Here is a 14,020-nt window from a genome sequence, read left to right on the forward strand (position 1 = left end):
TAGGGCCCACGGCTTGAATTTGGACTCGGAGGCACGCCAGAGGAATGAGCAAAATGAACCTGAACACTGATGTGCAGTCAGCCGAGACCTTCCCAATCAAGCTCGAATGCCTGTTAAAAGGCGTCAACCGAATTCTGGAACGATGGACCGGCGAAAATCGCCCTACCAAGCTGACACTCTTAAACGATCTTGCCGCCGCAATCTCCCCAGGCTCGAACTGGGGCGCGCTGAAAGCGAAACAAAGTTAACGGCGCGACCGCATAGAGATCATGTCTGCCCGCCTCGAGGAGTCGCGCCGCTCCAGCGGTTTCAGTTCAGATCGGGCGACAACGGAAAACCGTAAAGGCTGCTATTTTCCAGACCCAGCTTGCGGCGCAGCACCCGGCTGCGCGCAGCACAATCCAGCCGATCCGCCGCCAGCGTCGAACGCAGGGTCACCAGCTCGGCCTGGCGGCCATAATATTCTTCCTCATTGTCGAGAAGTTCCGACAGTTGCCGCGTGCCCATGTCGAAATACTGGCTGCGATACAGTTTTCGCGTTTCCGACAACAGGTCAATCTGCCGCCGCAGCATGTCGGTCTTGCGCTCGCCCGCGGCAAGCGATCTCAGCAAGGCGCGTTCGGTCAGACTGTCTTCCAGCTTGGCCGCCTCCAGTCTCGCCCTGGACGCCGCTAGGCTGTTGCGCGCCAGATTGACCTTGGCCGACAGCGCGCCGCCCTGCAGCAGATCGGACTGAACATCCAGATTGAGCCCGACCGGCAGCTTGCCGGTGCCGAATTCCGCCCGCACCAGCGGCTTCAGCGCCACCCGCGGCTGACGTGCCCCTTCGGCCTTTTCCAGTGCCAGCTCCGCCCGCGCCAGCTCCAGCCGCGCCATGCGCATATCATCGGTCTCGTCCCGCGCCTTGCAGCTCGGCGCCGTGATACCGACCCGGCCGCCGCGTTGCTGACCAGTCAACAACACCAGCCTGTCCTGCGCTTCCCCCAGCGCCAATTCGGTATCATTCACCAGAAACCCCGCCGATTGCAGCCGCTTGCGGGTTTCCAGCAGGTCGGTCGAAGACACCGCACCACTGCGCGCCCGAGCGGCGACCAGCGTTTCCAGCTCGCTCAATGCGGCAAGCTGCCGACGATAGACGTCGAGCAATTCGCCATGCGTCTGCACATCGTCATAGGCCTTGAGAAGCTCGAGCACGGCATCGTCGACCTCTTTCTGAAAGCCGATATAGCTGATCTGCAAATCGAAATCCGCGACCTTCACCGCACGCTTGCTGTTGCCACCGTCGAACAGCAGTTGCGACGCCTCGAGTTCCAGCGCCGGATCGCCACTACCCCCCGGCCCGACTCCACCGCCCAACGACAGGCCGAGCCCCGGGAACAGCGCCGCACGCTGCACCCGCACCTCCTCGGCCCCGGCCGCGACCAGGCTAGCCGCCTCGCGAACGGACGGGTTGATCAAAAGGCCGTTGCGGCTGACGCTGCGCACATCCTGGCCACGCGCCGGCGTCAGCGGTGTCAGCCCCTCGGCCTGTGCCAATATCTCGGCCTCGAGCCCATCAGGGGCCGGCAGGCTGGCGCAAGCGGTCAGAAACACACAGATTGCAAGGCATGACGCCCCGCGCCACCCCCGGCCCATCCCGAACGGCATTACCATTTTCATCGTTGGATCAATTTTCCCGGCCAACAACCAAATTCGCGCATTGTGGACGCCGCCAGACCCCACGTTCGACCTTGCCCTCACCATCAAGGAACACGCGGTACTGGCAGATCAGCCGATCGCTGCGGGTCAAGGGAAGCGACAGGTGAAATTCAAAAGACCCGTCGTCATAACCGATGGCCGGACGCCCCAGCACCGCCTGGAGATCGGCCTCGCTCTGGCCAAGGGCGACCCGGCGCACCTGCGCGATCTCGCGCCGGGTACCGATCCGGGCATAGGTCGCATCCATCGACGCATAGGCCCGCGACACGGACGAAAATTTCACCCTGGAGTTCACCTGGTTCAACGGATCGTCATCCTGCGCCGCCGATGCACCGAAGGGGAGCAGAACCAGAAGGGCCGTTGCCAGAAGGGCGCTGCGCCCACCGAACAGTCGTTTCATGTCAGGAACCTCTTTTCAATCAAGAAACTTACATTGGACTTCGCCCGGGCACGGCCGTGGCGATCGGCTCGGTCATCGTTCACGAAGCGCCTCCTGTGCCCTGTTGAAGGGTTTGACCAGATATTGCCAAACCGTCTTTTCGCCGGTCCGGATATCGACGGTGGCGATCATGCCCGGAACGATGGGAAACCGAGTGCCCGCCGCATTGGCCAGGAAATCCTCGCGCGTGCGGATATAGGCGCGGTAATAGACCTGATCCGGTTTCACCTCATCGCGCACGGTATTGGGCGAAATGGTCACCACCTCTCCGCTCAGCCCGCCGAAGATCGCATAGTCATAGGCCGAGACCTTCACCAACGCCTCTTGCCCGGGATGGATGAAGGCGATGTCACGCGGCGAAATCCGCGCCTCGATCAGCAGTTTGTCGTCCATCGGCACAATGGTCATCAACTGCCCCCCCGGGGTCACCACGCCGCCGATGGTCGTCACTGCGATATCCTTGACGATCCCGCGCATCGGCGCCCTGAAGACCAGCCGATCGAGCTGATCGGACCGTCCCCGCATGATCGAGGCCTGAACCTCGGCCTCGGCGTTGACCTTCTGCAGTTCCTCGCCGACCTGAACTCTCGCATCGGCGTAAAGCCGGGCGATTTCAAGCTCGGTCTGTGCCGCCTCCCGACGCAGGCGGATCACCTCGACCCGGCTGGTGGCACCGCTGGTTTGCAGCTTTTCGGCGATCTCCAACTCCTGCCGGACCAGTTCCAGCCCCTCGGTCAGCCCCGACAGCGCCTCTCGCAGACTGGCCCGGCGCGACCGGAACAGCGCCAGTTCGTTGGCCCGCAACTGCTCGAATTGCTCACCGTCGAGTTCAGCGGGAAAATCCACCGTATCGCGGTCATCCAACTCCGCCCGTAACCGCGCTGCGGCGGCGATCGAGGCAAAATATTTTGCGGCGGCCTCTTCGACGTTAGACGCCGATCGGGTGGGATCGAGCCGCGCAATCACCTGCCCGCGGTCGACCAGATCGCCTTCCTTCACGGTGATCTCGGCAACGATGCCACCGTCGAGCGACTGGATCACCTGTTCGCGCGAACTGGGCACCACTGTGCCCTGGCCGCTCGACACTTCGACCAGCGGAAACACCCATGCCCAAACCAGAAACAGTGCCAGCATGGCGAAGACCAGCCAGACCAGCCGACGTTCGGCCTGCGCGGTGGGGCGCCCCTCGTCTATCAGGGTCGTCGCGATCATGCCGCCGCCTTTCCCGACTGAAGCCGCGCCAGGACCATATCCTTGGGCCCGTCCATGACGATCTTGCCATTGCTGACCACGATCAACCGATCAACGATCCGCAGCATGGCCGGACGATGGGTGGCGACGATCATCGTCACCTCGCGCCCAAGCCGGCCCAGAACGTCGATCACCGCCGCCTCGGAGACCTCGTCCAACGCGGCGGTCGGCTCATCCAGCAGCAGGACATTGGGATTGCGCAACAACAACCGTGCCAGCAAAAGCCCCTGCTTCTGCCCTCCGGACAGGCCAAGACCGCCCTCCTGCACCATATGGTCCAGCCCCTCGGGCAGACGATGAACGAAATCCGCCAACCCGATGGTGCCCAGCATCGACAGGATCATCTCATCCGCCGTTCCCGGCGCGCCGAGCGTCAGATTCTCCCGCAGGGTGCCATGAAACAGCCGCGCCCCCTGCCCCATCAGGCAGACATCGCGCCGCAGATCCGCCGGGTCGATCAGATCCATCACCACATTGTCGATGCGCAGCTCTCCGGCCAGCGGCTGCAGCAGACCGGAGAGCCCGGCCAACAGCGTCGACTTGCCCGCACCGTTACGGCCCAGAATGGCGATCCGTTCGCCCGGCGCGATTTCAAGCCGTCCGACCCTCAGCACCGGCGCGCGCGGATCATGCCCGAACAGCGCCTCCTGCACCACGAACTCGCCACGGATCACCGGCTTGTGGATGCGTTGCTCCTCGGCGGTTGTATCCACTGGCAAGCCCATCAGACTGTCGAGCGCCCCACGCGCCACCTGAGCCTGCTGCCAGCGGTTCAGGATCTGCGTGACCGAGGCCAGCGGCGCCAGCATCCGCGACGACAGCATCGAGGCCGCCACAAGAACGCCCGTGCTCATGTCGCCGGCCATCACCATGGGGGCGCCGAAGAAGACCACCACGGCAAAAACGCCGCCCTGCACCGTCTGCGCCCAGGACGACAGCCGTCCGACCAGATCGCGCAACTCCATCGACGATCCGGCAGTGGTCTCGTTATAATGGTTCCAGAGGTTCTGGAACCGCGTTTCCGCCTGCAGAGACTTGATATCGTCAAGACCCTGGATCGCCTCGACCAGCATGGCGCTGCGCAGCGCGCTTTCGCGGGTATTCGCCTCGGCCAGACGACGCAGGCGTCTCTGCGCCAGCAGACCAGGCACCACCAACAGCACCATCGCTGCCAGCGGGATCCAGACCAAAACCCCGGCGATGTAGAAAAACAGCGCGCAGAACAACAGGAAGAACGGCACATCCGCGATTGCCGCCACCGTGCTGGATGTCATCATCTCGCGCACATGCTCCAGCTCGCGGATTTGCGAGATGAAGGTGCCGGTCGACCGCGGCCGCGCGGTGTTGCGTACCCTCAGCGCATGGCCGAACACCCGGTCCGAAATGCGCAGATCGGCAGCCTTGCCCGCCAGATCGGTGATCCGGCTGCGCGCGACCCGCATCACCAGCGCGAACAGCGTTGCCATCATCACGCCCAGAAACAAGACCCAAAGGGTGCTCATAGACTGGCCCGGAACCACCCGATCATAGACCTGCATGGAAAAGATCGTGCCCGCCAGGGCCAGGACGTTGGTCACCAGCGAGGCGACCATGACCGCGCGATAGGGCTTCATGTCCGCCAGGGCGATACTGCGCAACCAATCCGCCCGCCAGGGGGCGATATAATCGTCGATCCGGCGATCTGGCCGCCCCGAGGAAGGCCGCAGCACGAACAGACGACGCAGCCGCGCCGTCAGTTCCTCCCGCGTGAAAGGCGTCTCCAGCCCATCGTCGGCGGCCATCACGACACCGAAGCCACCATCGATTTCCCGCTCGATCACCCCAACCTCGCCATCGGTGAATTCGGCGACAAGAGGCAACCGCATCGCCGACAGCGATGCCGCCGAGACCTCGGTTTCACGGATCAGCAGCCCGGCAGCCCGGGCCAATGTGGCAAGCTTTTTCCGATCCGCCGACCAGGCCAGATCAAGCCGCACCCGTTCGGGCGACACCGCAATACGGTAATGCGCCGCCACACGCAAAACCGCATTGATCCATCCCCTGTGGGACATGGCTCCGCCCGACACCGGGCGGAGATCGCTTGCATCAGCCTGCATTGCCTCAGACCTCGTAGACCACGCTGGACTGAAGCTCGTCTTCCAGTGTTGTCCCCAGCACCGAGCCCGACAGATCCCCCATCGGATCGACGCTGCCGTCCTCGCCACTGGTGCCGCCGACGGCAGAGGCCGCTGCGGTATCTTCCTCGGGCAGCGCCGCCGTCAGATCCTCACTGCCACCGTCCGAAGACAACAGCTCGTCGATCGAGATCGGATCGGTTTCGGACACATCGACGGTCTCTTCGATCACATCGAGTGCAGCAAGGCCGAAGCCCGCCGACATGGCGAAGAAACTCGGGCCGACCGGCTCGATGAACCCGCCGTCGGGAGCCGTGACGCTGACATCCTCGACCGTCAGGATCACCTCGCCGCCGCCGCCGACTGCACCGGTATAGGTGCCGTCGCCGTTGTCGATCCAGTCCCCGGACAGCGATACCCCGTCCTCTGCCGTACCACGGATCGTCAGCAGATTGTCGCCGTCGGTCATGGCCGCGACCTGATCCGCCGTCAGCCCGGTGATCGAATTGCCGCCCTCGATCCCGAGGTCGAGCGTTTCGATGTTGCGCAGGTTGGTCTCCAGCGTGGCGCCGCTCAGGCTCTCTCCCTGACGGAAGCCCACCGTGTCCTCTCCATCCCAGCCGTTGATCAGGCTACCGGTCCAGATCAGCGTATCGTCGCCGGTCGTCTCCAGTTGCTGGCTCAAGTTCAGCGTGATTGTGCTGGTGGAGTCGGCTGAGACGTCCGTCCCATCCACCGTGTGCGCCGACACACTGATCTGAACCCCAGCAGTCCCGGCAACCATGTCCGTCAGGGCATCGGACGCCTGCCGGACGCCCAGATCATCCATGTCGGACTGACTCAACCCGGTGAGGGTATAGCTGTCGGTCGCGACATCATAGCTGATCCCCTCGGTCACCAACGTCGTCCCTACATAGAAGGACGCGTATTGCCCCAGCCCCTGCAGCGTCAGCGTCACGGTTTCGACGCTCTCGTCCGCCGCGGCGGCAACCGAGGCATCCTTGAAGTCGGTCATCGCCGCGTTCAGGTTCAGCGAAACGATATTGCCTTCCAACCCGAAGGAATTGGTCGGGGTCAGGGTTATGCTGTTGGCGACCGGGGTCACCGTAACATCCGGCAGCGGCAACACATCCACCCGAGCCTCAGACAGGGAGGTTTCCCCCGATGTCACATGCAGTTCGAGGCTGTCGAGTGTCCCGCTCCAGTGTTTCGGCGGCAGGATGGCAACATAGGCCGGCATCTCTCCGCCGTCGCCGGTCAGAACCCAGGTGTTGGTCCCCCCGGTGCCACCGGCGTTGGTCGCCATCTCGGCCAGGTCGGCGTCGCTGGCACTGGTCCCGGTGTAGAGCAGGAACCCCTCTGGCAGGTTGGACAGCAGAACCGTGGTGATCGTTTCGGATCCATCATCGTCGGTCAGCGCCAACGCCATATCCAGAGCGATCAGGGAGTCTGTGCTGGTATCCGCAGCCTCCTGCCCGGAGACAGGTTCCGCAGACACCAGCGCCACGCCGTCATTGCTGATCTCGACCGGAAGCGTCGCGGTTCCCGTCGAGGTCAGAGCCGTGGCCCCGGTCTCGATGTTGCGCACCCATGCGTCGACCGTCACGCTGCCAGCCGTCATGTCGTCGGGGGTGAAGACCATATCCAGCGGTGTGCCCATCGTGACATTGTCGATCACGTAATAGGTGCCGTCCGGGATCCCCTCCACGCCACTGACGACCTGGGCGGTGACCGTTTCGCCGCCGATGGTCAGCTCGCCGTCGCTCAGTCCGTTGGTCCCCTCGAGCTGGAGATAAAGCGTATCCCCTTCAATGGAGCCGGCGGCGCCGTCCGCGGTATTGGTGACGGTCAGCGTCAGCGGGATTTCACTGTCGGTCTCGGTGAGGACACCATCGGCATCGGCAGAGCCCAGAACGATCGAGATCTCAGCCGGGTCAGTCACCGGATCGACCGGAATTTCCGGCGTCTCCGTTGCTCTGTCCGACCGTCCGCCACCTTCCTCCGCCGTGGTCAGCGTCGCGTTGAACGAGAACGGCTCAGAGAGGTTGTTATCGTTCGCATTCGCTTCTATCTCGACGACAATGCCGTCCATCAGCGCGTCAAGCTTGGCCTGAACCGCCGCCGCATCGTCACCCGCATCAGTGGTCACCGATGCGGTCCAGACCTCTTGCCCATCCAACAGGGTCCGGATCATTCCGGTTACCATACTGCCTGCAGGCAGGTCGGTGAGGGTGACGGTCAGAACGCTGGGCGTGCTGTCCTGCGCGGTAACCTGAGCATCGATCATCTCGGACAACTGGAAGCTGGTGTCTTCCGTCGCCACCGCACCGGTATAGTCCCATGTGTCGATACGCGGCGGCACTCCGGAGCCGTCGGAGGCAAAGCTCGTCGTCAGGGTCAGGCCGATGCTGTCTTCCAGAACATCGGTCCCTACGCCAGGCCGATCGCCACGGTCCTGGGTCTGGACCGTGATGGTCAGCGGCTGATCGCTGAGACCGCCCGCAGCTTGGCCGACGGTGAAGACCACCGGCAGAACCAGCCCGCCGGCATCGTCGATCGGCACGGCCTCGGAGCCCTCATAAACCAGCAACCAATTGCCAGTGGACAACATCTCACCGCCTTCAACCGTCACACCTTCAGGCACGCCCTCGACGATCACCCGGATCAGGTGCTCACTGCCGTCGCTGTCGGGGCTCGCGATGTTCAGATCGACCGTGACCTGCTCCCCGGCTGTTGTCACCGTCACGTCGCTGCCACTTACGCTGCCGACACCGCCGCCAATCGTGATATCGTCGATCGTCAGAACCGGCTGGTCGGTCACCGGGATCGCACTCAGTTCGAAACGGTCGGCGATCCAGTCGCCGGTCACCGAAGCCACAGAGCCATCGCCCGGATCGGTGATCTTATAGAACAGGTCGAACCCGCCCAGATCACCGTCGAGATTGGCGGCCCCCAGAGCCTCAAGTCGGGCCACCTCTGCCGCAGTCAGTTCGTAATACAACTCTCCTGCCACATCGACGGTCGGCATGCCCGCCCCGGACAGCGGAGTGCCGTCGAGATAGAGCGTGAAGTCCCCGCCTTCGGCCTCCGAGACCCGGATGCGAACCGCATCCAGAATCTCGTCGGTGTCACCGTTCTGATGAACGATCCCCAGCCCGATCGACTGAAGCGTATCCTCGACCAGAGTGGCCGAGGTGGTCACCGTCGCCTCCGGCGTCGGTGTCACGCTGAAGCTGACATCATGAGACACATCGGTCAGAGAAGCGCCATCGTTTTCCGTCGTTACCGGCGTCACGCTGAACTCAACGGTTCCGCTGAAGTTCTCCGGCACGGTGATGTCCGTGGACCCGAACTGCGCTTCACGCAGCACCCAGACCCGATCTTCGCCGGTGACTTCCGGCCCCGTCAGCAGGATACCCTGCGTCAGCCCGAAGCCTTCCGGCAAGCCGGTCACCTGCATGGTCAGGCTCTCCGAACCATCGGCATCGGTCAGGCTGACGCTGACCAGATCGCTCAGGGCAACCGTGTCGAGCCCGCCGTCGAGATCGCCCTCGACATAGGTCTCCGGCGTGATCGTGACATCGGCCAAATCGGCCACGCCCTTCACCTCGACAGACATTTCAAGGCTGACAGACGGAGAACGATCTTCCAGAACGCTGTCATCCTCGAGCGTCAACCGATCGACGGATTCCGCCGACACGGTCAGCGTGAAATCCTCGTTGCTGTTCAGCGGTGGCCGGATCGTCAGCGCGAGCGAGCTGTCGAACCCCTCGATAGTGACACTCCCCCCCGAGACGGCGAGCGGTGTTCCGTTATAGCTCACCACCGCCCCGTCGGGGATATCGGAGATCGTCACATCGAAGGTTTCCGACGGGTCAGAGCTGGTCGGTCGGATCACCAACGGGATGTCGGTATCCTCGTTGCCCTGCGTCCGCGCGGCGAGCGACAGGGTCACTTCGTCGGCCACCGGCGCAACGATGAGGTTCTCAAGGATCGCCTCGCCACTGACCGCCTCGGCCACAGCGCCGCCATCATCGTCGGTGTCGACGGTATAGGCCTGGACCTTGATCTGGAACTGCCCCGAGAAGTTCGCGACCGCGCGGAATTCCAATGAGCCCAGAGACGCGACCGGTACGTCGATCGGATCGCCGCTGTAGATGGCGGTCTTGGTCTCACCACCCTCGACCCAACGGAACATCGACCCGATGGCATTGGCCGGGGTGCCGTCACCGGCGATCAGTTCCGGTGTCAGTCGCGCGAATGTCTCTTCGCCACTGTCCTGGTTGCTCCATCCGGCGCTGAGGTCGAACCCTTCGCGTTTCAAGCCGAACCAAATGTCCTCCTCGGCCGCCTCACTATAGGAGAAGCCCCCGGCCATGGTCAGATCGTCCACGGTATCGCCGTCGCTGTCCTCTCCGATGACCTCGGCGACCGGGGTCACGGTCACGACCAGATCGTGATCCTGCGTATCCGTATCCGATACAGAGGTACCGTTGACGATACTCGTATCGGCCGTGCTGACGCTCAGCGTGATCGTGGCGTCACTGCTGTCATGCGCCGGCGGGGTGATGGTGAACCCATCGAGATATTCCTCGCGTTCCGCCTGGGTGCCGCCGACGAAGGTGATCGAATAATGCGTCCCGGTGTCGGTGACCGCCGCTCCGGCCGAGGCGCCATTCACCACGGTCGAGCCCGTCACGACCCAGCCGGTCGGAATATCGAAGGAGATCGCGGTAATCACCTCTTCGCCACCCGCGGTACTGCCGGTGCTGGTATCGGTCAGGCGGACCCCTGCCAGGAACGCCACGGACGTGTCCTCCTCGGTGGTGACATCACTGACAGAAACATCATCGGCCACCGGCGTGACATACAGGTTCAGCACCACGCTGTTGTCGGACGTGTCCACTTCGGCAATGCCGTTGACCGGACCGCTGACCGGCGTTCCGCCACTCAGATACCCATCCGCGTCCCGATCCTGCGCGTTCAGCGTCACGGTGATACCTTCGAGATCACCGCTGAAATCCGCGGTCCCGCCGATGAGGATTTCAGGCAATGCAGTGGCATCGGTGCTCAGGCCGGCAGCGGGAACCGTGATCGAGGTCGAACCATCTGCCGCATCGGCATAAACCGTGACCCCGTTCACGACGATATCCACCCCGGTCGTGTTGGTGACGGTGATCGAGCGAACCTCACTGCCATCCAGATCGGTAAAGCTTGCCGTGAGCATGTCGGACAGATTGATTCTCGTGTCTTCCGCCAGCGTCACATCGGCCTCGGTGCCGGAGGCATCATAGGAGATGGAGACCGCATTCTCGACCGAGGCGATATCGACCGAGGTGTCGAAGACCAGAGAGGCATCATCCGTCGCCGCCTGGACATAGACCATGACGCTCTCGCTGCTCTCTGCCCCGGTGGCGACCAGCACATTGCCGCTTGCGTCCACCTCATAGCTCGAGACGCGATAGGTCACTTCGAAGTTGGTCGAGCTGTCCGCCGGCGGCGTCACCTCGAGAGCCTCGAATTGCGTGGCCGACATGCTCAGATCGGAAAACGTTCCGGTCACGGTGAGATCTGCGTCGGTCAGTTGGATCGTGACCGTGCCGGTATTGTCCACCGTATGGGGGGAGCCGCCCCAACTCAGCATCGCGCCTTCGGGCAGACCGCTCAGGGTGATGGCCCCGATCCGCTCCGGCGTGGTGTTGTTGCCGGTGCCAGTGCCGTCATCGGTGATCGTCGGGGCCTTGAGCCCCAGCGCGACCGCCGTGTCTTCGACCGTATTGATCGCCTCTGCCTCGACGCTCAGCGTCGGTGCGTCCGCCACCGGGGTCACTGTCACCGTCACCACGGTCGAGGTGCTGGCACCATCGTCACTGTCGGTGACAACGGTGAACTCCTCGATACCGCTGAAGTTCGCGTCGGGCATGTAGCTGACCTGCCCGTCATCGCTGACGGTCACCGTGCCGTGGTCGGTATCATATGCAATCCCGCCGGTGACCGCAGTGCCAGCCAGCGCCGTGCCGCCCTGATCAATCCCGGTGTTGTCCGAGGTCGCATCGGCCGACGTGTTGACGGAGAAGCCTTCACTATCCTCGTCCACCGTGCGGGTAATGCTGGCAACGGGCTCATCATCAACCACCCCGACAGTGAAGCTGGCCGTGTCGGTATCGCCATCGCTGTCGGTGACTTCGACACCGAAGGTCAGATCCAGGGAAGCGTCGCCACCGTGATCGAGCGGTCGCAGCAGTTCGAAGGAATAGCCGGCCGAAGCCTTTGTCGGATCGGTCAGCGTTACCACGAACACCGGATCAGTGCCGACGCCGGTGTCGGCAGTCAGCGTATGGCCGTCCGAGGACAGCACATAGCGCAACGCCGCCCCGCCCGAGCTAAGCCCCACGGGGGCGCTGTCGGTGGTCAGTTGCACGTCAAGGCTGTCCTGTCCCGGCGTCAGCTTCAGGCTGCCTTCCTGGGTCAGCCCCTCTGCATCCGGGTCGCTCCCCCAGGCTAGGTTGGCCTCGTCGACCGTCGCGTCATCGGGCGTTCCCAGCTCTGGTACGGTGTCGCTCACATTGATGATCTGAGTGGCCGAACCTGACGAGACATCGCCATCCCCGTCGATGGTCGTGTAGCTGAAATTATCCGTCAGCGAGAGGTCATCGCCGGCAAGGATGTCATGATCCACCGCGTCAAGCGGCGTATAGCTCCAACTGCCGTTTGCCCCCACCGTAAGCTCACCATATTGCGTCTCCACCGTCTCGCTGCCGCCCTCGGACAGCGTGATAGTGGCGCTGTCGCCGCTGCGGTCGGTATAGGTGACCTGATGCACCTGGCCGCCATCGGCACCCAGGGCGTCATTGGCCAGAAGATTATCCCCGCCACTCGCGGACCCGACGGCAGCACCGCCCTCCTCGACGGAGACAGCAGTATCTGCCTGCGGCGTTTCCGGCGCGTCGTCCACGATCCCGACAACCAGATGATCGACCCAGGTGTCGCCATCCTCGTCGATCGAGGCAATCAGGATCGTTTCCGACACTGTGTCATTGGCCACACTGTCGCTGTGGTCCTCGGTATTGCCATCCAGCGCATAGGTATAGCTGACGGTCCCGGTGACGCTGTCATAGCCGGTGATGGTCAGCGTGCCATAGACGGTTTCCATCTCCACCGGTGTGGTGGCGGCCGCTTCCAACTGCGCCAAGGTCACCGTGGTCCCCCCGCTCAGCGCGCCATCGGCAACGCTGCCACCGATCGTGACGCCGTCCAGCGCTGCCGGAGCCACCCCCAGCACAAAGGTCGAATTCTGACGGTCACTGCCGCTGCCCGCATCGGTTCCGCCCAACAGGCCGGCTTCTTCCACGATGATGTCTGCCGCATCGCCCGCGTTCTCGTCCGTGACGGTGACGCGGCTCGTCGCACGGGTATCCGTGTCGGTGTTGCCATAGGCATCCGTCGCCGTCGCCGACAGGCTCAGCTCGTCGGTTGCCAGCGACGCGGGCAAGGTGACGCTCCAGCTCCCCAGGGGATCAACCGTTGCGGTGTACTCCGTTCCATTCACAGTCAGGATGACAGTGGTCGCCCCCGGCTCACAGCTCCCGGTAAAGGTCGGCGCACCACCGTCCTCGATCAACACCGGATCGATCGTCACCTCGGTCACCGTATCCTTCAGGATCGTATCGGTGGTGGTGGTGGTATTGCCCTCCGCGTCCTCGACAACAGCCGTGACGGTCAGCGTACCCTCATCCAACCCGCTCAGATCGGCGGTGACCGAGTAGCTGCCGTCGCCATCCACCGCGACCGGCGAGACGATCACCTCATGTACACCGTCCGAAACCCGCAGGTCGGTAACGGTGCCATCCACTGCCGCGACCCCGTTGATCTGCACCTGCGTCAGATCGTCAAGCGAGGACAGCACATTGTCCGTCACCGTCGCCCCATCGGGGCTGGCGTCGTCGGTGATGTCCACCGCCGCGACGTTGATCACCCAGTCGGCCGTGTCGGTGGCATTGATCGCACCGCTGCGGTCATCGACGGTATAGCTAATCGTCACCTCCCCAGTCAGCCCGGGCTTGGGCGTAAAGCTCAGCTCCCCCCGGCCCGACAGCGAGACCCAGCCGCTGCCATCGCTCAGCGTGATGCTGAGCCCCGGCACGATCACCTGTCCATCCACGACGGTGACCTGAAGCGTGGCGGTCTCGCCCGCATCGACATCGGTGTCATTGCTCAGCACATTGAGCACGGCAGTCTCATCCATCCGGATGAGAGAGGCATCGTCCTCCGCCACCGGCGCGTCGTTCACCGGCGTCACGGTGATGTCGACCGTCACCGTATCGGTGCCGCCATTACCATCACCCACCGTCACCTCGAAGCTGTCGGGCCCGTTGTAATCGGCATCCGGCGTATAGGTGTAGGCGCCGGTCTCCGGATCCAGCACCACCGTGCCATGGCTCGGATCGCTGCTGACCGCATAGGCCAGATCATCGCCATCGACATCCGAGGCATCGACCTGGCCCGCCACCGGCGTGTC

The 14,020-nt window shown here is 63.5% G+C and carries 6 protein-coding genes; 1 reads left to right on the forward strand and 5 read right to left on the reverse strand.

The features are described from left to right. The first annotated feature begins 53 nt into the window (after window positions 1–53). Window positions 54–248 (forward strand): hypothetical protein, encoded by a 195-nt coding sequence (locus G455_RS24995; protein WP_035367156.1) that lies wholly within the window; start codon window positions 54–56, stop codon window positions 246–248. A gap of 61 nt (window positions 249–309) precedes the next feature. On the opposite strand, the gene G455_RS0121020 is transcribed toward G455_RS24995, so the two are convergent. The 5 genes from G455_RS0121020 to G455_RS0121040 form a co-directional block, all read right to left on the reverse strand. Next, on the reverse strand, window positions 310–1,647 hold the full coding sequence (locus G455_RS0121020; RefSeq protein WP_028095454.1) for a TolC family protein: 1,338 nt from the start codon (window positions 1,645–1,647) through the stop codon (window positions 310–312). Window positions 1,648–1,666: 19 nt separating this feature from the next. Beyond that, window positions 1,667–2,098, reverse strand: coding sequence for a hypothetical protein (locus G455_RS0121025; RefSeq protein WP_028095455.1), 432 nt, complete (start codon window positions 2,096–2,098; stop codon window positions 1,667–1,669). Between the two features lie 72 nt (window positions 2,099–2,170). Then, window positions 2,171–3,349 (reverse strand): HlyD family efflux transporter periplasmic adaptor subunit, encoded by a 1,179-nt coding sequence (locus G455_RS25000; protein WP_051312672.1) that lies wholly within the window; start codon window positions 3,347–3,349, stop codon window positions 2,171–2,173. Beyond that, window positions 3,346–5,439, reverse strand: a complete 2,094-nt coding sequence (locus G455_RS0121035; RefSeq protein ID WP_205620490.1) for a type I secretion system permease/ATPase — start codon at window positions 5,437–5,439, stop codon at window positions 3,346–3,348. The genes G455_RS25000 and G455_RS0121035 overlap by 4 nt, the downstream gene beginning before the upstream one ends. A gap of 49 nt (window positions 5,440–5,488) precedes the next feature. Beyond that, window positions 5,489–14,011 (reverse strand): Ig-like domain-containing protein, encoded by an 8,523-nt coding sequence (locus G455_RS0121040; RefSeq protein WP_035367157.1) that lies wholly within the window; start codon window positions 14,009–14,011, stop codon window positions 5,489–5,491. Between the last annotated feature and the right edge of the window lie 9 nt (window positions 14,012–14,020).

The organism is Pseudodonghicola xiamenensis DSM 18339 (genome assembly GCF_000429365.1).
Taxonomy (GTDB): domain Bacteria; phylum Pseudomonadota; class Alphaproteobacteria; order Rhodobacterales; family Rhodobacteraceae; genus Pseudodonghicola; species Pseudodonghicola xiamenensis.

What these genes read in the sequence shown, in the direction of transcription:
- G455_RS0121025 (WP_028095455.1), bottom strand. Translation starts at nt 2,098, where the DNA reads ATGAAACGACTGTTCGGTGGGCGCAGCGCCCTTCTGGCAACGGCCCTT.
- G455_RS0121020 (WP_028095454.1), bottom strand. Translation starts at nt 1,647, where the DNA reads ATGCCGTTCGGGATGGGCCGGGGGTGGCGCGGGGCGTCATGCCTTGCA.
- G455_RS25000 (WP_051312672.1), bottom strand. Translation starts at nt 3,349, where the DNA reads ATGATCGCGACGACCCTGATAGACGAGGGGCGCCCCACCGCGCAGGCC.
- G455_RS0121035 (WP_205620490.1), bottom strand. Translation starts at nt 5,439, where the DNA reads ATGTCCCACAGGGGATGGATCAATGCGGTTTTGCGTGTGGCGGCGCAT.
- G455_RS24995 (WP_035367156.1), top strand. Translation starts at nt 54, where the DNA reads ATGAACCTGAACACTGATGTGCAGTCAGCCGAGACCTTCCCAATCAAG.